Source organism: Paraburkholderia sp. A1RI_3L (assembly GCF_048957895.1).
In the GTDB taxonomy this organism is placed as follows: Bacteria; Pseudomonadota; Gammaproteobacteria; order Burkholderiales; family Burkholderiaceae; genus Paraburkholderia; species Paraburkholderia kururiensis.
Genome location: NZ_JARCHA010000016.1, coordinates 1 through 19,509, shown reverse-complemented (window position 1 = coordinate 19,509; position 19,509 = coordinate 1). Strand labels below are relative to the sequence as shown.

Genomic DNA, 19,509 nt, shown 5'->3' with positions numbered 1-19,509 from the left:
GAGAGCGTGTGTGCGATGCGGGCGACGCGGGCGACGTCCTGCTCGCGCCTGCTATGTGTTGGCATCGCGAACGTCATGAGTTTTTCGCCTGCTTCGTCGCGTCGGCCGAATTGGCCGCGTTGCCCTGGTCTGCACGCGGCTGCGCCTGGGCTTCGCTTTGCGACGACTGCTTGACCGGCTTGCCTTGCGCGCCGGCCGTGCCTGCAAGAGGTGCGCTGTTCGGGTCGCCATCGCCCGTCATGGGCACCATGTGGGCTCGCACCTCCTCACCGGGCCGCACGCGCTGCGTGCCGTTCACCACGATGCGCTCGCCCTTCTTGAGGCCGCCCGTAATGACGCGCAGGTTGCCCTGCTGGCCGCCCAGCTGCACTTCGCGGTACGCGACGTGATTGGCGCTGTCCACGACGAAGACGAACTTCTTGTCCTGGTCGGTGCCGATCGCGGCGTCGTCGATAAGCAGCGCCGGGTGCGGCGCGCTGCCACTCACCTTGATGCGCGCGTAGAGGCCAGGCAACAGCGTGCCGTCTGCGTTGTCGAAACGCGCGCGCACGCGGATCGTGCCCGACGACGTATCGAGCCGGTTATCCACGGACTCGATCGTGCCCGTGCGCGAGTAGCCCGATTCGTTGGCGAGGCCGAGATCCACCGGCACCTTCGTGCCGTCCTTCACGTGGCTGATGTAGTCGAGATACGTCTGCTCGTCTGCATCGAACGAGGCATAGATGGGCGACACCGAAACGAGCGTGGTCAGCGGAGCCGCATTGGCGCCGGCCGACACCACGTTGCCCAGCGTGATTTCCGCGCGCGACACGCGACCGGACACGGGCGCCACGATGCGCGTGTAGCCCAGATTGATCTGCGCCGCTTCCAGCGCCGCCTGCGCGGCCTTCAGGTTCGCACTCGCCTCGCGCGCGGCGTTCTGCTTCTGGTCGTAGTCGCGCTTCGCGATGGCGTTGTCCGTGATAAGACGCTGTGCGCGTTCCCAATCGCTCTGCGCATAGCCGGCTCCCGCCTGCGCCGCGGCGAGCTGCGCGGCGGCGCGATCCACTTCGGCCTGATACGGACGCGGGTCGATCACGAACAGCGTGTCGCCCTTCTTCACGAGCGCGCCGTCCTTGAAGTTGACCGACACGATGGTGCCCGACACCTGCGGGCGAATGTCCACCTTCTCGATGGCTTCGAGCCGGCCGGAGTACGACTGCCAGTCGACGATGCTGCGTTCCAGCACATTGGCTACGTCGACTTCGGGCGCCATGGCCGCCTGCGACTGGGCCGGCGCATTGGCATTCACGCGCATGGCGCCGACCGTGCCGAGTCCGGCAACGACCACAAGGGCAACCACTGCAACGATGATTCGGGGGCGAGACAACGGAAAGACAGACATAGTGGGCTCCAATGCGATGGTCGTTTCAATTCGTATTCGGTGGGTCGTTCGCGTGCATTCGTTCAGCGAGCGGTTCTGCTACGTCGTCGCGTGCGGTGCTTACGCGAGCGTGCGTGAGTCGAACTGCCACTGAAAAAAGCGCACGGCTTCCTGCAAGGCGGCCGGATAACCGCCAATGGCCGCGTGCGAGACGCTCGGGAAACGCACCACCTGGGTGCGCACGCCCGCGTCGATCAGGCGGCTCGCGTACTTCTCGGCCTCGATGTGCAGCACGTCGTTCTGCGCCGTCACGATGAGCGTGGCGGGCAAACCGGCGAGCCGCGTACATTCCAGCGGCGCCGCATACGGATGCATGCGCTGCGAAGCCTGCGGCAGATACGCGCGATAACAGGCTGCGCATTCGCTCGCCGTGATGTCCGAACTCAGGCGCCGCTCGTCGCCGAGCCGCGTGAGACTCGGGTCCAGCATCGGTGCAAAGAGCGCCTGGGCGTCGAACCGCACGTCGGCGCGGTCACGGCCGATCAACGCGACGACGTTGGCAATCTGTCCGCCCGCGTCGTGCCCCGCCACGCCAAGCCGCCGGGCGTTGCCGCCGAACGAACGTGCGTGCGACTGCACCCAGAGCGCAGCACGGTGAGCGTCTTCGGGTGCGGCCGGAAACGGGAATTGCGGCGCAAGCGAATAACCCACCGAAACCACGAGTGCCGGTAAGTGCTCTGCGAAATAACGCGCGGCGTGGTCCGCTTCTTCCAATGATCCGCGCACAAAACCGCCGCCATGGAAATACAGCAATACCGGCAATCCGTTCGCTTTCACCGGCCGATAAAGGCGCAATACGATGGGCTGCGCGTAGCCGTCGATCGTCATGTCCGAGACCGCCAGCGCGGGCCCGGCCGGTGCGCCGTCCAGGTCCGCGTCCGTCTCGTGCGCCGTGCGGTCCCCCGAGGGCGCAAAGCCCGACGGGGCAAACGGGAACGACGATTTGAATGCATCCATGGCGAAGCGCGCAATGCGCGAAATTAGTATCGAACGGGGCGAATTGTGGGTTCGGCAGACTTGCAAATAAATGCCTATAATCCGGCAACACAATTCGGCGGCACTGAACAATCGTTTTGCAGACACGTGTCTGCCCAAACAGTGGAACGCCCGCCCCCTTTTGGAGAATCGCAATGGACCGGCTTCAGGCCATGCAGGTATTCACTCGGGTGGTCGACACGAACAGCTTCACGCGCGCAGCAGAAACGCTGGACATGCCCCGCGCCTCGGTCACGACCATCATCCAGAACCTCGAAGCGTTTCTCGGCACCCGTCTCATGCATCGCACGACGCGGCGCCTCTCGCTCACGCCGGACGGCGCGGCGTACTACGAGCGCTGCGTGCGCATTCTCGCGGACGTGGAGGAAACCGAAGCGGCGTTCCAGAACGGCAGCAAGAAACCGCACGGCAAGCTGCGCATCGACATGCCGGGTTCCATCGGACGCCTGCTCGTCATTCCGTCGCTGTGCGAATTTCGTTCGCGCTACCCGGACATCGATCTGCAACTCGGCCTCACGGACCGTCCCGTCGATCTGCTTCAGGAAGGCGTGGACTGCGTGATTCGCGTGGGCGCGTTGCAGGACTCGTCGCTCGTCGCGCGCCGCATTGGCCTCTTCGAAGGCGTGACGTGTGCGGCGCCCGCGTACATCCAGCGTCACGGTATGCCGAAGTCGCTCGAAGACCTCGAGCAGCATCGCGCGGTCAATTACTTCTCGAGTCGCACGGGCCGTGTGATGGATTGGGCCTTCCTCGTGGAGGGCAAGGAAATCGAGGTGAAGATGCAGGCTGCGGTTTCGGTGAACGACGCCGACGCCTACGTGACCTGCGGACTCGAAGGCTTCGGTCTCATCCAGCCGGCGCGCTACCAGGTGCTGCCGTATCTGAAATCAGGCGAACTCGTCGAAGTGCTGCCCGACGAAAAGCCGCTGCCCATGCCTATTTCGGTGGTCTACCCGCACTCGCGGCATCTTTCGCCGAAAGTGCGCGTGTTCGTGGACTGGATTGCCGAAGTGTTCGACCGTTGCCCGCTGCTCTCGGGCCGCGCGGCGCTCGACAAGACCTGCTCGAAGCGCACCTTCGAAGAGCGCGAGTCCAACCCGGATATCGATACGCCGGTTGTGACGGAGTGGGTGGCCTGAACGCGACCTGAGCGGTACAGGCACGGCACCATGCCGGGCCTTGTGCTGAAAGGCTGAGCACCTCAGCGGCCCGGCACGCCTTCGCGCCATTCCGCCCAGTGCGTCGCGATGTCCTGCACGAGCGGATTGCCGGCGCGGTAGAGGTTCTCGATGGCAATCGAAAAACCGCCCTGCGCCGCGTAGTTCAACAGATTGTCCGCACTCGACTGGCCCGCATAGGGCCGGTCGAAGTCCGATCCCGCACGCAGCACCGCCACGCGGTTGAGGTCCACGCGGCCCACCGCGGCCGCGCGCGTGAGCGCTTCGTACGTTGCGTTGTCTTCCTGCTGCGTCGTGCAATAGACGCCCTTGCCGTCCGTGAGAATCTTCGTCCAGTCGCGCGCACGCTCGCCGAGCAGCGTGCCCGACCACCACGTGTCGCCCGCCAACGTATCGCACTGAACCACCGTGGGCGGCTGGTTCGCGGGGGCGTATCCGTATTTGGCGCGCGCGGCCTGCGCCTGGGCGTTGTCGGAGAGCGTGACATTGCGTGACAGCGCGAACGCCGCATCGGTCAGCTTCGTATTGAGCTGGAAGACTTCCGTGCGGTAGTCGAGCGGCGGCTTGTCGCTCGGGCTCTTCGTGTTGATGCCGAGATAACCGGTGTTCCAGCCCGACGGAATTTCGCGTCCGTCGATTTCCCACTGAATGCCGAAGTCGACCAGATACTTCGCCCATGCCGCCGAGCCGAGCGTGCCCTGCGCCGGATCGATGCCCGCAATGCCCGCCACCATGAAGTACGTGTGTCGCAAATCGAAGCGCGGCGAGAATGCGAGCGCCATGATGGACGCCGCCGCATTGGCGTGGCCCATGCCCGTCGTCATCACGCAGACGTCCTGTTTGTTGCAGTGAACGGCGGGATAGTCGGGCGAGAGCCCGGCCACCTTGATGTCCTGCCACGGCCCCAGGCGATCGAGCCACACCTGGCCTTCGGGCCCGAACATCGAGATGATCATCACCTTCACGTGACGGCCCTGGCCTTCGCCGGCCCCCTGCGCGAAGCTGCTTGCATCCTCGGCGTTGGCCGGCACGGTGGAAACGGCGGCACAGGCAACCAGCGAGAGCGCGGCAACGGCGCTCAATGTACGAGTCATCATGTTCGTGTCTTCCTTGTGGGTGTCGTACGGCGGGAGGGAGGCATGCCGTCGTGGCAGCTCGTGCGATTCACGAGCGCAACGGCGACAGCCGCAATGACTGCGGCTGCGGCTCGTCAGGCGCCACCCAGTATAGGGGCACGAAATTCTGTTTCGAAGTGCTTTTTCGCGTGCGTAGCCGCGTGTTCGCGGCGCGTGACGGGGCATCGCGATGCGTCGTGATCCGTCGTGATGCATCGTGGTTCGTGGCACGCCCCTGGTGGCTCGCGGCCGCTAGGGCGTGGCCGCTGCGCCCGAGAGCAGTGCCGCGGCACGGCTCGACCCGGTTTGCTTCGCGATGTCCCCTGCGGTGAGGCCGCGATTGTCGCGCAGCATGCGGTCGGCGCCGCGGGCAAGCAGCAGCTTCACGGTATCGGCGCGGTCGTAGCCCGCGGCCCACATCAACGCGGTAAGGTCGTTCTTGTAGAGGCGATTCACGTCCATCCCGGTATCGAGCAGCAGTGTCACGACAGCCGTGTGTCCCTGCCCTGCAGCGTATTCCATCGCCGTCTTGCCGACGCGGTCGGTGGCGGCCGGGTCTGCCCCGTGCGCGAGCAGCAGTCGAACGATCTCTTCATAGCCGCCATACGACGCCGCCATGAGCGGCGTGACGCCCTGCACATCGGCCTGCCGCACGTTCGCGCCGTGCTCGACGAGCGTACGCGCCATGCCGGCGAGGCCCTTCTTGCTCGCCGTGATGAGCGCCGTGTCGCCGATACGGTTGCGCGAATCCACGGCGGCGCCTTCGTCCAGCGCCGCGCGAACGGCGGCCTCGTCGCTGCTGCGAGCGGCCGCGAGTAACTGCTGGTTCACGGCATCGCCGGCAGCGGTCGCATAGGCCGCTGCGCCCAGCATGCTGCCGAGCAATGTGCGCGTCATCCATATCGCGGTTCGCTTCATCGTGAAGTCCCCTTTCGTTGGCCAACGCTTCCCTCCCGAACAACGCTTGATGAAACATCATCTGCATCACTGAAGATTGGCGATATACGCGGCGAGGTTGCGGATATCGTCGTCGCTGAGGCCGCGCGACACGCTCGCCATGTTGCCCGCATCGTTGGTGCGCGTGTGCGACCGGAAGTCCTGCAACTGCTTGACGATGTACTGAGGGTGTTGTCCCGCCACGCGTGGAATCTCGTTCTGGCCGAGAAAGCCGCCGAGGTGGCACATCGTGCACAGCACCTGCGCCGCTTTCTGGCGGCCCGCATCGATGCTCGCGGCGTCGGCCTTCACGGTCACCGGCACCGGCTTTTGCGCAGCGAAGTAGGCGGCGAGGTCCTGCATGTCCTCTTTCGAAAGCGTCGCCGCGACCGGACTCATGCGCGGATCGCTGCGGCGTCCCTCCTTGAAGTCCTTCAATTGCAGATAGAGATAACGCGCCGTCTGCCCCGCGAGGATCGGATAGTCGGGATTCGTCGAATTGCCGAGCGGGCCGTGACAAGCCACGCATACTTGCGCCTTCGCTTCGCCGGCGGCCGCGTCGGCGTGTGCGAGGCAAGGCAAGACGGCCGCGTTGATACACGCCAGCACACCCGCTATGGCCGCGTCACGGACAGATAATCGGCGTCGCAATGCGTATCGCAGATAGACGCGGCATGCGGCACATGCCGCATAGGCGGCACGCAGCGCCCGCACCAGGTGGCGACGCGCGCTGCAACGGTCCAAAGCGGCCTTCGGCGAGATCGGCTGAACCATGGCCGCATCGCGTCAGGGCAACGCAAACACAAGCACGGTGTTGCCGCGCTTGAAATCGAGCTGCGTATTGCCGCCCGCTGCCACGGCCACGTACTGCTTGCCGTGAATCGTGTACGACACGGCCGGCGCGTTCACACCCGCGCCGCACTGGAATTCCCAGAGCTTCTTGCCGGTCGATGCATCGAATGCGCGGAAGAGGCCGTTCCCCTCGCCGTTGAACACGAGACCGCCCGCCGTCGCCAGCACACCCCCGATCAACGGCTGCTCGGTCTTGTAGTCCCACGCCACCTTGCCCGTATCGATGTTGACGGCCGAGAGCTTGCCCCATTGCTGTTCGGCCGCAATCGTCTTGAACGCGCCGCCCAGCCAGAGCTTGCTGCCTCCCGGATAGGCGGCGTCTTCCACCTGATACGTCATGGGCTGATGCAGGTTCGCCGCATACGCGAGCCGCGTCTTCGGGTCGAACGCCATGGGCGACCACTCCACGCCGCCGTTCGCACCAGGCAACATGCGCGCGCCTTCGGCCGTGGGCAGCGTCCACATGTTCTCCTGCGGGATCATCGCGTCGGAGAAGCGGATCAATCGGCCCGTAGCGCGATCGTGCACATAGACGTGCCCCGTCTTGCCGCCGTGAATCACGCCTGGAATCATGCGGCCGTTTTCGTCGCGCACGTTGACGAGAATGGGTGGGCTCACGGCGTCGAGGTCCCAGACGTCATGTGCGATGTACTGGTAGTGCCACTTGTATTTGCCGGTATCGAGGTCGATCGCCACGAGCGAATCGGTATAGAGGTTGTCGCCCGGGCGGATCGCACCGTAGAGGTCCGGCGACGGGTTGCCCACCACGAAGAACACCGTGCGCGAGGCGCGGTCGATGGCGGGCGTCATCCAGACACCGCCGCCCAGCGTCTTGTAGAAGTCGCCGCCTTTTTCAGCGAGCTGCTTCTTTTCGGCATCGATGTCGCGCTTCATGTCGCGGCCCGTGGCGTCCTTCGTTGCCCACACGCCTTCCTGGCCCGAATCCGGAATCGTGTAGAACGTCCAGAGCAACTGGCCGCTCGCGACATCGAACGCCTTCACGAAACCGCGAATACCGTACTCGCCGCCGTTCGTGCCGATCAGCACCTTGTCTTCCACCACGGTGGGCGCCATGGTTTCCGAATAGCCCTGTTCAGGGTCTGCGATCTGGCTTTCCCAGAGCAGCTTGCCCGTTTTCGCATCCAGCGCGACGAGCTTCGAATCCAGCGTGCCCATGAACAGCCGGTCGCCGGCAATGGCCACGCCGCGGTTGTTCGGTCCGCAGCAGAACGTCGTGACCGGTCCCATCTTGTGCTTGTAATGCCAGTACTCCTTGCCGCTCACGGCATCCACCGCATAGACGTGATTGAACGACGTGGTGATGAACATGATGCCGTGCGAAACGATGGGCGCCGTCTCCATCGACTCGTTCACTGCAGTCTGAAAGATGAACACGGGCTTCAGCTTCGCGACGTTGGTGCGGTTGATCTGCGTGCCGGGATAGAAGCGCGTCTGCGCATACGAGCCGTTTGCGTGAAGCCAGTCGGCGGCATTGCCCGCTGCGGCATCGAGCTGCTGCTGCGTGACGGGCGACAGCACGGGCGGCATGGGCGACGCCGTGGTGGTCGCTTCGCTTTCCACTTCCTGAGCGGCCCACGTGGGCGCGGCCCCGAACGTTAGCGTCAGCGCGACCAGTGACGCGCAGACAAATGACGAGTGATGGATCGTATGCATGAAGGTCTCCTCTCTCATGACTTATCGAGGTATTCGTCATGCGAATGCGGCAATCACCGCGCAATGGAATGATTGCCGGATACGGAATGGCGCATCCCTCTCAAACTGAAGATCCGTTTCCAACCATGGGTTCTTTCGAGCGGGCGGAGCGACTGCGCTTGCAGAATTAAGCTATCCCAGGAATGCTGGCCGGACGTCCGGCCAGAGGGAGGGCTCCCTCAAGCGTAGGCGAGCCTATTGCGGTTTTCCAGGGTTTTTCAGGCAGTATTAATACGGGTTTTTCGGCGGGAGATTAAGGCGCGCTAAAGGCGGGAATGCCGCTGCGCGATGTCCCGTTCGAATGTTCCGGTCTCGATGGACCGGGGGCGACGAGGCGCCTCGCGAAACGCCGTTGCAGCGTCTCGAGCCGACACGTTCGGCGTTGCAGCAAAGCGCTGCCGCGTGGGGACGATCAGGCAGATCGCAAAAAGAGAATCGACGTGCCATGCACCACTGAATGAATTGCGCCGCCCGGGCACAGCGCAATTCAGTACCGCTCCATCAAACTACTTCTACCCGGGCCGCACCTTCCTTCATCTCGCCGATCACGGCCGCGCGCTCGAACCCGTCCGCGTTGAAGATGGCCAGCACTTCGTTCACCGCTTCCGGCGCGCAGGAGACGAGCAGCCCGCCCGACGTCTGCGGGTCGGTAAGCAGCGTGCGGGCCACGTCGGGCAGGTTATCGGCAAGGTGCACCTCTTCTCCATAAGACGCCCAGTTGCGTCCCGACGCGCCAGTGAAGATGCCTTCGCGCACGAACGCCTCCACGCCGGCGAGCCACGGCAGATCCGCATAGCGCACGCGTGCCGTAAGCCCCGCGCCGCGCGCCAGTTCCAGCGTGTGACCGAGCAGGCCAAAGCCGGTGACGTCGGTGAGCGCATGTACGCCGGGCAACGCGGCCAGTTGAGTGCCGGGGCGGTTGAGCTTCGTGGTGGCCGCGATCATGGCGGCGTAGCCCGCCGCGTCGAGCTGGTTCTTTTTCAGCGCGGCCGAGAGCACGCCCACGCCTAGCGGTTTGCCGAGAATGAGCACGTCCCCCGCCTGGGCTGCGGCATTGCGCTTCACGCGCGACGGATGCACCACGCCCAGCGCCACGAGGCCGTAGATGGGCTCGACCGAATCGATGGAATGACCGCCCGCCACGGGAATGCCGGCCTGCGTGCAGACGTCCTCGCCACCGCGCAGCACGGCCGCAATCACGTCGTGCGGCAACACGTTGATCGGCATGCCGACGATGGCGAGCGCGAGGATAGGCTTGCCGCCCATGGCGTAGACGTCCGAGAGCGCATTGGTCGCCGCGATACGCCCGAAGTCGTAAGGGTCGTCGACGATGGGCATGAAGAAGTCGGTGGTCGCGACGATGGCCTGCTCGTCGTTGAGACGGTAGACGGCAGCGTCGTCGGCCGTTTCCGTGCCGACGAGCAGATCGGGAAACGCCGGCAGCGGCGCGACGCGCTTGAGCAGCGACGACAGCACGCCCGGCGCGATCTTGCAGCCGCAGCCGCCGCCATGCGAGAGGCTGGTGAGGCGCGGCACGGCGGGCGCGGACGTGTCGCTCGAAACGGAAGAGGTCGGATGGGTCGGTTCAGTCATGACGGGCATCGCCGGCGAAGGCGTTGGATCGCGGTGCATGGAAAAGCGCGTTTGAACGCGGCGCAGCCGCTATTATCGCCAATCGCCGCGCGGGGCGTCCTGGGCCTGTCCCGCTCCCAGGTCACTCCGTCGTCGCCAGCATCCTCACGCCCGCTCCAGCGTCGCCATCGCCCGCACCACCACGAGCAGCATCGAAAGGCTTGCGCCGCCCGTCGCGCGCAAATCGGCAAGCAGCCGGCCGTAGTGGTCGAGCGGCGCTTCGCGGCGCCCCTGCCAGCTTTGCACGAGATCGGCCGCCGTATCGTCGTGGGCGTGGCCTTCGGTGAGCGCACTCGCGGTCAGCGCGCGCTTGAGCCGCGCGAACTCGGCGAGCGCTGCGGCCCGCGCCAGCATGTCCCAATGCGTCGGCGTGGGCAGCGCGGCCGCGCGCTCGCCAATCCAGCCATAGTTGAGCAGCGTGCCCAGCGTGAAGTACACGCCCGCCACCCATTCGAGCGGACGTCCCGACGTTGCCGCCACTTCCGCGATATCGAGCAACGCGGCCGATATCTCGCCGCTCACCACGCGCACGGCGAGTTCGCTGTCCACGCCCGCATCCACCAACACGCGTTGACGCTCCGACAACGCTTCGAGGTCCGCCGCGGGAAGCAGCCGAGGCCATTGCGGCGCGAGCGTCTGCGCGGCCTCGCGGCAGCGCGCGAGCAGCTCCGCCATCCCGCCTTCGCCCGCGGCGCCCGCCTGCAGTTGGCGCAGGAACCACAGCGCCGCGCGTTCGAGCAGCAGCACCACCTCCACGAACATGCGCGCCTGCAGATCGTCGGGCACGCGATTGTCGAGCGCGTCGATGGCGCGCCATACCTCGTCGAGTTCGAACACGTCGCGCGCCATCACGCAGGCCCGCACGATCTCGGCGGGCTTCGCATCGGTCTCTTCCACGAGCCGGTACACGAATTCGCAGCCCACGCGATTCACGAGCGCGTTGGTGAGGTGCGTCGCAAGTATTTCGCGGCGCAGCGGATGCTGCTGCATCAGCGCGCTGTAGCGGCGTTGCAATGGCTTCGGGAAGTAGTCGACGAGCATGTCGGCCACGAGCGGATCTTCGGGCACGTCGGACTCGAGCAGTTCGTCGTAGAGCCACATCTTGCTGTAGGCGAGCAGCACTGCACGTTCCGGCGTGGTGAGGCCCTGCTTCGCCGCTTCGCGCTCTGCAATCTCCTCGTCGTTCGGCAGAAATTCGATGGCGCGATTGAGTCGCCCGATGCGTTCCAGCGCCCGCATGAAACGCACCTCGGCATCGAAGAGCGGCACGCCATAGCGGCCCGCGATGGAAAGCGCCTGGGTCTGATAGTAGTTGTCGTGCAGCACGAGCAGCGCAACCTCGTCGGTCATTTCCGCGAGCAACGCGTTGCGCTGCTTGTCGGTCATCTCGCCGTCCGCCACCACGAGGCCCAGCAGAATCTTGATGTTCACTTCGTGATCCGAACAATCCACACCGGCCGAGTTGTCGATGGCATCGGTATTGATGCGGCCGCCGCGCTGCGCGAACTCGATGCGGCCCAGCTGCGTGAAACCGAGATTGCCGCCCTCGCCCACCACCTTGCAGCGCAGGTCGGCACCGTTCACGCGCACGGCGTCGTTGGTGCGGTCGCCGGCCTGGGCATGCGTTTCGCGCGTGGCCTTCACATAGGTCCCGATGCCGCCGTTATAGAGCAGATCGACAGGCGCCATCAGGATGGCGCGAATCAGCTCGCTGGGCGCGAGTGCCGTCGCGCTGATGCCGAGCGCTGCCTGCACGGGCTGCGAGATCGGGATCGTCTTGGCCGTGCGTGGGAACACGCCGCCGCCCGCGGAGATGAGCGCCGGGTCGTAGTCGGCCCAGCTCGACCGTTCGAGCGCGAAGATGCGCCCGCGTTCGGCGATGCTCACGGCAGGGTCCGGATTCGGATCGAGAAAGATGTGCCGGTGATCGAACGCTGCCACGAGGCGAATGAACGGCGAGAGCAGCATGCCGTTGCCGAACACGTCGCCCGACATGTCACCGATGCCCACCACCGTGAACGGCGTGGTCTGCGTATCGACGCCCATTTCGCGGAAATGGCGCTTCACCGACTCCCAGGCGCCGCGCGCCGTGATGGCCATCTTCTTGTGGTCGTAGCCCACCGATCCGCCCGAGGCAAACGCATCGTCGAGCCAGAAGCCGTATTCGCGCGAAATGGCGTTCGCGTAGTCGGAAAACGTGGCCGTGCCCTTGTCGGCGGCTACCACGAGGTAGGGGTCGTCGGGATCGTGCCGCACCACGTCGAGCGGTGGCACGATGGCGCCGCCCGCGCGGTTGTCCGTGAGATCGAGCAGGCCGCGCAGGAAGGTCTGGTAGCACGCCACGCCTTCCTTGAGCCACGCTTCGCGCTCGCTCGCGGGCGGCGGGTTCTTCACGACGAAGCCGCCCTTCGATCCCACCGGCACGATCACCACGTTCTTCACCATCTGCGCCTTCATGAGGCCCAGCACTTCGGTGCGGAAATCTTCGCGGCGATCGGACCAGCGCAGGCCGCCGCGCGCCACACGTCCGCCTCGCAGATGCACGCCTTCCACGCGCGGCGAATACACCCAGATCTCGAACATGGGCTTCGGTTCGGGCAGCCCCGGCACCTCGCGCGGATCGAACTTGAACGAGAGCGCGGGCCTGGTCCGCCCTTCGGCGTCGCGTTGATAGTAGTTGGTGCGCTGCGTCGCGTTGATGACGCCGAGGAACTGGCGAAGAATGCGGTCTTCGTCGAGATTGGGCACCTTGTCGAGCGCGCCTTCAATGGCTTTTTGCAGATACGCGATGCGCTCGCCACGCAGGCTGCCGTGCGCCTCGCCCAGCGCCGGATCGAAGCGCGCGCAGAACAGTTCGACCAGCGCGCGTGCAATCTGCGGATTACCCGTGAGCGCACGTTCGATGTAGGCGTCGCTGAAGGTGGAGCCCACCTGGCGCAGATACTTCGCATAGGCCCGCAAAATCGTCACTTCGCGCGCGGCCAGATGGGCGCGCAAGACAAGCCGGTTGAAGTTGTCGTCTTCGATGACGGCGGTCCATACCTGCTCGAAGGCTTCTTCGAAGAGGTCTTTCACGCGCTCGATGTCGAACTCCATCTCGTCGGCCAGCTCAAGTCCGAAGTCGTGAATCCACGCGGGCGTCACGCCTTGTGCCTCGATCAGATACGGACGCTCTTCGTCCACGCGCACGCCCAGATGTTCGAGCATCGGCAGACTGCGCGACAGCGCGATAGGCGGCCCCGCGCGATACACCTTGAAGCGGAACGCGCGCGGCCCCGATTCAATGGGCCGGTAGAGATTCATCGCGAGACGGTCCGTGCCCTGCACGCGTTCGATCAACTCGATGTCGCGCACCGCCGTGCGCGCGGCGTAGTCGTCGCGATAGCCCGCCGGAAACGAATCGCCGTAACGCAGTAGCAGGCGGTTGCCCTGCTCTTCGCCGAAGGCGTCGAGCAAGGCGTCGGCGAGGTCGTCCTGCCAGCGGCGCGTGGCGAGCACGACGCGCGCTTCCAGCTCGCGCGTATCGACTTCAGGCATGGCGCCGGGCGCGGCATGCACGACGAAGTGAATGCGCGCGAGCGTCGATTCGGAGAGCAGCGGCGTGAACTCGACGCTCTCGCCGTTGAACGCACCCATGAGCAGCTTCGCCACACGGCGCCGCCAGTCGGTGTTGTACTTGTCGCGCGGCACGAACACGAGGCACGAGACGAAGCGGTCGAAACGGTCGCGCCGCACGAATAGCCGCGTGCGCTGATGTTCCTGCAAACGCAGCACGCCGAGCGCCATGTCGTAGAGCGAGTCTTCGTCGGTCTGGAACAGCTCGTCGCGCGGCCAGGTTTCGAGCACGGTCACGAGCGACTTCGCGAGATGCCCTTTCGGCAGGAAGCCGGCGCGCTGCACGATATGGGCGCACTTGCGGCGCACGATAGGAATGTCCGCGCTGGAGCCGAAATAAGCCGTGGACGTATAGAGCCCGATGAAGCGGCGCTCGCCCTTCACCGTGCCGTCCGCGCCCGCGAGCTTCACGCCGACGTAATCGAGATAGCCCGGCCGGTGCACCGTGGCACGCGAATTGGCCTTCGTGAGAAAGATGGGCCAGGCGCCGTTGACGATCTCCGCAGCCGCGGGCGGCAGCAGCGTGACGTCGGACGCGCCCGGCTGGCGCAAGCCCTCGCGCAGAATGCCGAGCCCCGAGCCCGGCACGCCGCGCAGCGCAAGGCCGCCGTCGTGCTCGACCAGTTCGTAGTCGCGCTGGCCGAGAAACGTGAAGTGGTCCGCCACCATCCATTCGACAAACGCGCGCGCCTCCACACCTTCGGGCGTGGTCTCGTGAGCTTTCATCTCCTTGATGGTGGCCCGTGCCGTTTCGATCATGCGCGGCCAGTCTTCCACCGCGGCCCGCACGTCGCCCAGCACGCGCGTAATGTCGTGGCGCAATGCGTCGAGTTTTGCCGCATCGCCACAACGGTCCACCTCGAAATGAATGAACGACGCCAGCAGCGAATGCCCGCTGCCGCCCTCGCTGCCGGGGCATACGCGAACGATGGCGCCGGCCTCTCCTTCTTTTGCACCCGCTTCAGCACGCCAGATGCGAAACACCGGATGCAGCACCGAATGCAGTGCAAGACCCAGCCGGTTCACGGCCATCGAAACGGAGTCCACGAGAAACGGCATGTCGTCGTTGACGATCTCGACCACCGTGTGGTCCGAGTGCCAGCCGTGCTGCTCGAGAATGGGGTTGTAGACGCGCAGCCGTTCGCCGCCTGAGACGAAGCGCTGCGCCGTCTGCCAGTGCGCCATGGCGGCGCCGTAGAGGTCTGCGATGCTGCGGCTTTGCAGGTCGTCCGCATCGCCGAAATCGTAGTAGTGCCGCAGGAACGGTTCCACCACGTTGAACGCCGCTTCGGGAAGGCGCCCCCGCGCGAATTCGACGACATCGTTGAGCCGGTGCGCCACGGCTTCTTCGGTCTTCGCCTGCATGATGTCCTCCGCCAGCGGGTGAGCATCGCCTGCATTGTCAGAGCGCATTATGCGCCACGACCATGAAAAAGCGAGGACAGTGCAGGCGGCGCGGCGGTGCTCATGCACTGGAGATGCACGGGCGTGCACTCCGCTTGCGCGCTGCGCCACGGTCACGATCTGTTACACGCCGAACGTGCGGCAGCCCGCATATCGGCGTGGTTTCCAGGGTTCGCCGCAGTGGCAACGCCATACACGTGCATTACTCTTTGGAGGTCCGGCGAGCCGTCGTTCGAAGGCTTCGACGGAACGCTGCCTGTTTCACCCAAACCAGACACATAGCGCCGGCACGGCATGAACGCCGATGCCTGCGCATGCATGACCGGAAGCGGGCGCGGCGATGCTGCATTGCGCTCATGCATTGCAGTGCACCGTGCACTCCGGTTCATGCCCGACGTCTTTCAGACGCGCGGTTTCGTCGAAAGACGCCGGCCTGCTAGCGAAATGTCCCGGGGGTAACACGCCCAGTCATGGAGACAGAGCCATGAGGAGCAGGCCATTTCGTCGATTTCCTCAAGGTGTGCGCGCGAACGCCATTGCGTGCGCCACACTGCTGCTGTTTGCGGCGAGCGCGCATTCGCAATCGCTCGAAACGCAAGCCGCTCAAGCGGCCCAGGCGGACGAGCGCGCGAGTATCAGCGCGCTGCGCCAGGAGCTGGACAAACGCATCCAGGAACTTGAAACCCTCAAGCACAAGCTCGCCGACGAAGAGGCGAACTTCGCGCGCCTGAGCCGTGCGCTCGACACCGGCAAGCTGGAGACAGCGCGCGGCACGGGCGGCACCGACGTGAACGGTCAGCCGCTTGGCAACGCGGATGGCACCTCGGATGGCAACGCGGGTAACACCGCGAGCAGCACCACAGGCGGCACCACGGCTGCCCCGGGGCCAGCCGTGCAGAGCGCCCAGGCCGCCCCCGCCGGCAACGCGCCGCCCTCCACACCCGCGCCGAACCAGCCTGTCGGCCAGGCCCCCGTCGCCGATACGCGGCCGCCCGCCGTCGCGCCCATCTTCGAGCAGCCCGGCGTGCTCACGCCGCGTCACTCGTTCGTCGTGGAGCCGTACTTCCAGTTCGCCTATTCGTCGCAGAACCAGCTTTCGCTGGTGGGCTACACGATCATTCCGGCGCTGCTGATCGGGCTCATCAACGTGAGCGAAGTGAAGACGACCACGCTCACAGGCGGCGTGGCCGTGCGCTATGGCCTCACGAACCGGATGGAACTGGAAGTTCGCGTGCCCTACGTGTATCAGACCAACGATACGGTGGGCCGGCAGATCTTCACGGGCGCCGCTTCGAACAGCGTGATCAGCAGCAACGGTCATGGCCTCGGCGACGTGGAAATGACGTTGCGCTACCAGCTCAACCAGGGCGGCCCGGACAAGTTCTATTACATCGGCTGGCTGCGCTTCAAGTCGGCCACCGGCAAGAGCCCGTTCGACGTGGTGACCGACTGCGTGACGACCTGCATTTCGAACACGACGGGTACGGGCCTGCCGCTCGAGCAACCCACGGGCTCCGGCTTCTATGCGATCCAGCCTGGCCTCACGTGGCTCTTCCCGACGGACCCCGTGGTGTTCTTCGGCAACTTCAGCTACCTGCACAGCTTCGGCAAGGACGAAACGCTCACGCTGCGCAACGGCGCCACGCAGTTCCTCGGCAAGGTTCAGCCGGGCGACATCTGGGGCTTCAATATCGGCATGGGGCTTGCGCTGAACGAGAAGGCGTCGGTGAGCATCGGCTACGACCAGAGCATCGTGCTGCCCACGTCGCAGAACGGCCAGACCGTGCCGGGCTCGGTGCGCGTGGTGCTGGGCACCCTGTTGATCGGCTACTCGTACCGGCTCTCGCCGAAGACGACGCTTAACTTCTCGATAGGCGCCGGGCTCACGCGCGACACGCCGGACCTCACGCTCACGCTGCGCGTGCCCATGTCGTTCTGAACGCGCTGAACGCTCCGAATGCCCGTGCCTTGCGCGGGCGCTTCAACCCATGCGCTGCCGCCGCGCGCTCCTAACGGGGACGCACGGTGGCGGCGAGCGCCGCATTGATGGACGAGATGAGATTGGCGACCTTGTACGAGGCGAGCGAATTCACCGACGTGTTGATCGACGTGAGCGCCTGGATCTGCTGGTTGTTCAACGTGTTCTGAATGGCCATTGCGCCTGGCGGCAGCGCGCCCGGCTGCACCGCGTTGCCGCGCCCGTTCTGCACAAGCGTGCTCGCGCCGCCCGATGCCAGCATGGCCTGAGCCTGCTGCGCCGTCATCGCGCCCACGTCGGGAATGTTGAAGCTCGTCTGCGTGACGAGGTTGCCGTTCACATAGACCGCGCGCGAAATGCCGAACGACACCTTGAGACCTTGCGACGTGTCGAAGCCGCCGCGCAGGGTGTCGAGGCGTTGCTCGCTGAGCGCTGTGGTCTGGGTTGCCGGCCAGTTGGGGTCACTCGCGGTGGACGGCGCTGGCGCGTCTACGGCCGCCACGCGCGCGCCTTTGTCTTTCGCGACGGTCGCAACGGTCGCGACATTCGCCACGTTCGCATCGTAGGCGTTGTCGCCCAGTTCGCTCACCACGGGCGCTTCTGTCGGAATGGGCGCGGCCACTTCCTCGCCGGCCTGACCCGATGCTGCGGTCTGCATGCCGTCCGCGCCCGCTCCAGTAGCGGACGAATACATCGCCACACCGTCTTCGTCGATGCTGCCTGTCGCGACGGAGGGCACATCGCCGTCCACCGCATCGACCACCGGCGGCACGAGTCCGCCGTACGCCAGCGCCACGATGCAAGCGAGTTTCAGAGGTCTATGTTTCATCGCGGTTCTCAGAATTCGCCCGGACCGAGCTTCGGCACGACCACCTGAAACAGGCTGTCGCGCGGTATGCCCACGTAGAGCGGCGCTTGCGGCGCAACGTGCCAGTCGCTGGCGTCGTTGAACCTGGGCGGCTCAGGCCGGTTGTGGATGACGAACACCACGTGGTCCTGCCATCTCTCTTCGAAGGTTTCCTGCGAAATGGCGCGCGTGCCGGTGGCCGGATCGCCGATCAGCACGCGGCCATTGCGCATGCCCTTCACCACGACGAAGTGGTGGTAACCGTGCTCGACGATCAGCACGATGGCGGGCGTCTTCGTCTCTTCGAGCTTCGAGAGCGGCACTTCGTAGCCGTCCGCCTGGAAGCCGTGCGCCATCAGGAAATTGCGGATGTCGAGCAGAGAAAAACCCTCCCTGCGGATCTTCTCCTGGTTGCCGTGCTCGTACATTTCGATGAACGCCTGCTGCTCCGTCACCGGATAGTCGTACTGGTAAGTCAGCAGCGTGGCGACCGCGGCCGAGCCGCAGCTGAAGTCGAATTGCTGCTTCACGGTGCGCTTGAAGCGGGCCTCCTTGAGGCTCGTCACGTGCATGCCGTAATAGCCGCCGCGCGGGTCGGAGATGTTGATCGGGTCGGCCGAGGCGGCCTGCACGATCATGCCGGCCGCCAGCGCGGCGCATGCAAAAACGATCTTCCTCGCTGCGTTGCGGTTCATGGCTCGCCTGCACTCGATTGCATTCAATTCCCGAAGCGCACGTTCAAGACAGTGGCGTTCTGGATCAGCACGTTGGCGCCGGTGTTCTGGATCACCGTGGGCAGCCCGCTCGAGTTCGAGAACGAGCCGTCGCTGATCGAGTTCGAACCCGTTACGACCTTGTAGGCGGTGTTGTCCGCAACCGTGCCGGTCAGATTGTTCTGGCCGACCATCACGTCGCCGCCGCGCTGGGTGTCGAGCTGGCTTGCGTCGAGCGCCACGCCGAACTGGGCATCGGGCGGTGCTGGGGACGCCGCGGGCGTTGTGGTTGCTGCTGCGAGCGGTGCTGGGGACGCCGTGGGCGTTGTGGTTGCCGCGGTGACAACAGGCGCTGCAGCAACTGCGCCCGGCTGCGACGCTGCACTGCTCGCTGCACTTCTTCCAGGCTCTGCCCTCGCCTGGGCAGCCTGGGCAGCCTCCATGGCTACGCCCGTTCCCGTTGCCGGAGCATCGGCGGCGTGAACGGCGAAGCCGGGCAGCACCAACACAACAGGCAATACCAGCTGCGCAAACCGTTTTTGCGCTTGCATGGTGGTCTCCCTCGTCCTGCAGTCCTGCATGCGGCCGGATGCAAGGCACGCAGGACAGGTTGTCTGCGATGCCTGCCGTGCGCCACGCGCGTGACGAGCCAACGAGGCCCGACGCGAAGCACAGGGCGGCGGAGCGACCGCCGCAAGGCGCAGACTGCGCGCCTTGCGGCAAATCGCACGACTGACTGCTTACGCTGACTGCTTACGTTGCTGAGCGCTCAACGGCCGACCGTCAGGTTGGCCTGCACCGTCACAGCCTGTTGCACGAGCGATGCCGCGCCGCTGTTCTGGTTCGCGATCATGATGCCCGCTGCCGACTGGCCGACGCTCGACATCGCGTTGGACATGTCGAACGTGCCAGCGCTCACAGCAATGGTTCCGCCATTGCCGCCCGTGCCGCCCGCTGCGCCATTGCCCACGCCACCGTTGCCGGTGCCGCCCGCGCCGCCTGCACCGCCCATCGCGCCCACTGCGCCGTTGCCGGCCGTTGCGCTGCCGTTGCTCGCCGTGGTGGATGCGCCGCCGTTCGTCGCGCTGCCGCCGGTGCCCGTGCCGC

The 19,509-nt window shown here is 65.5% G+C and carries 13 protein-coding genes and 1 pseudogene; 2 read left to right on the top strand and 12 right to left on the bottom strand.

All coding sequences use genetic code 11. From position 1 onward, the window contains the following. Positions 1-73: 73 nt before the first annotated feature. Positions 74-1,384 (bottom strand): efflux RND transporter periplasmic adaptor subunit, encoded by a 1,311-nt coding sequence (locus PXJ20_RS28660; RefSeq protein WP_413215096.1) that lies wholly within the window; start codon positions 1,382-1,384, stop codon positions 74-76. A gap of 99 nt (positions 1,385-1,483) precedes the next feature. Next, positions 1,484-2,380, bottom strand: coding sequence for an alpha/beta hydrolase (locus PXJ20_RS28655; RefSeq protein ID WP_421032093.1), 897 nt, complete (start codon positions 2,378-2,380; stop codon positions 1,484-1,486). 173 nt (positions 2,381-2,553) lie between these two features. On the opposite strand from PXJ20_RS28655, the gene PXJ20_RS28650 reads away from it, so the two are divergent. After that, complete coding sequence (locus PXJ20_RS28650) at positions 2,554-3,558, top strand: LysR family transcriptional regulator (protein WP_017775408.1); 1,005 nt, start codon at positions 2,554-2,556, stop codon at positions 3,556-3,558. A 62-nt stretch (positions 3,559-3,620) separates the two neighbouring features. Here PXJ20_RS28650 and PXJ20_RS28645 read toward each other — a convergent pair whose 3' ends face one another. The 6 genes from PXJ20_RS28645 to PXJ20_RS28620 form a co-directional block, all read right to left on the bottom strand. Beyond that, positions 3,621-4,694: a purine-nucleoside phosphorylase gene (locus PXJ20_RS28645; RefSeq protein ID WP_421032092.1), complete on the bottom strand. Its 1,074-nt coding sequence runs from the start codon at positions 4,692-4,694 to the stop codon at positions 3,621-3,623. Positions 4,695-4,964: 270 nt separating this feature from the next. Continuing rightward, on the bottom strand, positions 4,965-5,609 hold the full coding sequence (locus tag PXJ20_RS28640) for an ankyrin repeat domain-containing protein (protein ID WP_421032091.1): 645 nt from the start codon (positions 5,607-5,609) through the stop codon (positions 4,965-4,967). Between the two features lie 87 nt (positions 5,610-5,696). Beyond that, on the bottom strand, positions 5,697-6,257 hold the full coding sequence (locus tag PXJ20_RS28635) for a c-type cytochrome (RefSeq protein WP_421032654.1): 561 nt from the start codon (positions 6,255-6,257) through the stop codon (positions 5,697-5,699). 177 nt (positions 6,258-6,434) lie between these two features. Further along, the gene (locus PXJ20_RS28630) at positions 6,435-8,174 is read right to left on the bottom strand and encodes a pyrroloquinoline quinone-dependent dehydrogenase (RefSeq protein ID WP_421032090.1); all 1,740 of its coding nucleotides are present in this window, start codon (positions 8,172-8,174) and stop codon (positions 6,435-6,437) included. Positions 8,175-8,714: 540 nt separating this feature from the next. Further along, on the bottom strand, positions 8,715-9,806 hold the full coding sequence (gene selD, locus PXJ20_RS28625; RefSeq protein WP_421032089.1) for a selenide, water dikinase SelD: 1,092 nt from the start codon (positions 9,804-9,806) through the stop codon (positions 8,715-8,717). A 144-nt stretch (positions 9,807-9,950) separates the two neighbouring features. Next, positions 9,951-14,825: an NAD-glutamate dehydrogenase gene (locus tag PXJ20_RS28620; protein WP_421032088.1), complete on the bottom strand. Its 4,875-nt coding sequence runs from the start codon at positions 14,823-14,825 to the stop codon at positions 9,951-9,953. A gap of 523 nt (positions 14,826-15,348) precedes the next feature. Here PXJ20_RS28620 and PXJ20_RS28615 point away from each other — a divergent pair. Next, on the top strand, positions 15,349-16,803 hold the full coding sequence (locus PXJ20_RS28615; protein WP_413215100.1) for an acetate kinase: 1,455 nt from the start codon (positions 15,349-15,351) through the stop codon (positions 16,801-16,803). A 70-nt stretch (positions 16,804-16,873) separates the two neighbouring features. Here the strand turns inward: PXJ20_RS28615 and PXJ20_RS28610 are convergent, their stop codons facing one another. The 4 genes and pseudogenes from PXJ20_RS28610 to PXJ20_RS28595 all read right to left on the bottom strand — a co-directional run. Continuing rightward, the gene (locus PXJ20_RS28610; RefSeq protein ID WP_152495045.1) at positions 16,874-17,671 is read right to left on the bottom strand and encodes a hypothetical protein; all 798 of its coding nucleotides are present in this window, start codon (positions 17,669-17,671) and stop codon (positions 16,874-16,876) included. Positions 17,672-17,679: 8 nt separating this feature from the next. Further along, positions 17,680-18,384, bottom strand: coding sequence for a C39 family peptidase (locus PXJ20_RS28605; protein WP_277598416.1), 705 nt, complete (start codon positions 18,382-18,384; stop codon positions 17,680-17,682). A 23-nt stretch (positions 18,385-18,407) separates the two neighbouring features. Next, positions 18,408-18,953 carry a hypothetical protein gene (locus PXJ20_RS28600; protein ID WP_421032087.1) on the bottom strand — a complete coding sequence of 182 codons (546 nt, stop codon included), beginning with the start codon at positions 18,951-18,953 and terminating at the stop codon, positions 18,408-18,410. Positions 18,954-19,171: 218 nt separating this feature from the next. After that, a pseudogene (locus tag PXJ20_RS28595) lies at positions 19,172-19,509 on the bottom strand (hypothetical protein); the annotation flags it as partial.

Coding starts and splice junctions, on each gene's coding strand:
- PXJ20_RS28660 (WP_413215096.1), bottom strand. CDS start 1,384: ATGTCTGTCTTTCCGTTGTCTCGCCCCCGAATCATCGTTGCAGTGGTT.
- PXJ20_RS28655 (WP_421032093.1), bottom strand. CDS start 2,380: ATGGATGCATTCAAATCGTCGTTCCCGTTTGCCCCGTCGGGCTTTGCG.
- PXJ20_RS28650 (WP_017775408.1), top strand. CDS start 2,554: ATGGACCGGCTTCAGGCCATGCAGGTATTCACTCGGGTGGTCGACACG.
- PXJ20_RS28645 (WP_421032092.1), bottom strand. CDS start 4,694: ATGATGACTCGTACATTGAGCGCCGTTGCCGCGCTCTCGCTGGTTGCC.
- PXJ20_RS28640 (WP_421032091.1), bottom strand. CDS start 5,609: ATGACGCGCACATTGCTCGGCAGCATGCTGGGCGCAGCGGCCTATGCG.
- PXJ20_RS28630 (WP_421032090.1), bottom strand. CDS start 8,174: ATGCATACGATCCATCACTCGTCATTTGTCTGCGCGTCACTGGTCGCG.
- selD (WP_421032089.1), bottom strand. CDS start 9,806: ATGACTGAACCGACCCATCCGACCTCTTCCGTTTCGAGCGACACGTCC.
- PXJ20_RS28620 (WP_421032088.1), bottom strand. CDS start 14,825: ATGCAGGCGAAGACCGAAGAAGCCGTGGCGCACCGGCTCAACGATGTC.
- PXJ20_RS28615 (WP_413215100.1), top strand. CDS start 15,349: ATGAGGAGCAGGCCATTTCGTCGATTTCCTCAAGGTGTGCGCGCGAAC.
- PXJ20_RS28610 (WP_152495045.1), bottom strand. CDS start 17,671: ATGAAACATAGACCTCTGAAACTCGCTTGCATCGTGGCGCTGGCGTAC.
- PXJ20_RS28605 (WP_277598416.1), bottom strand. CDS start 18,384: ATGAACCGCAACGCAGCGAGGAAGATCGTTTTTGCATGCGCCGCGCTG.
- PXJ20_RS28600 (WP_421032087.1), bottom strand. CDS start 18,953: ATGCAAGCGCAAAAACGGTTTGCGCAGCTGGTATTGCCTGTTGTGTTG.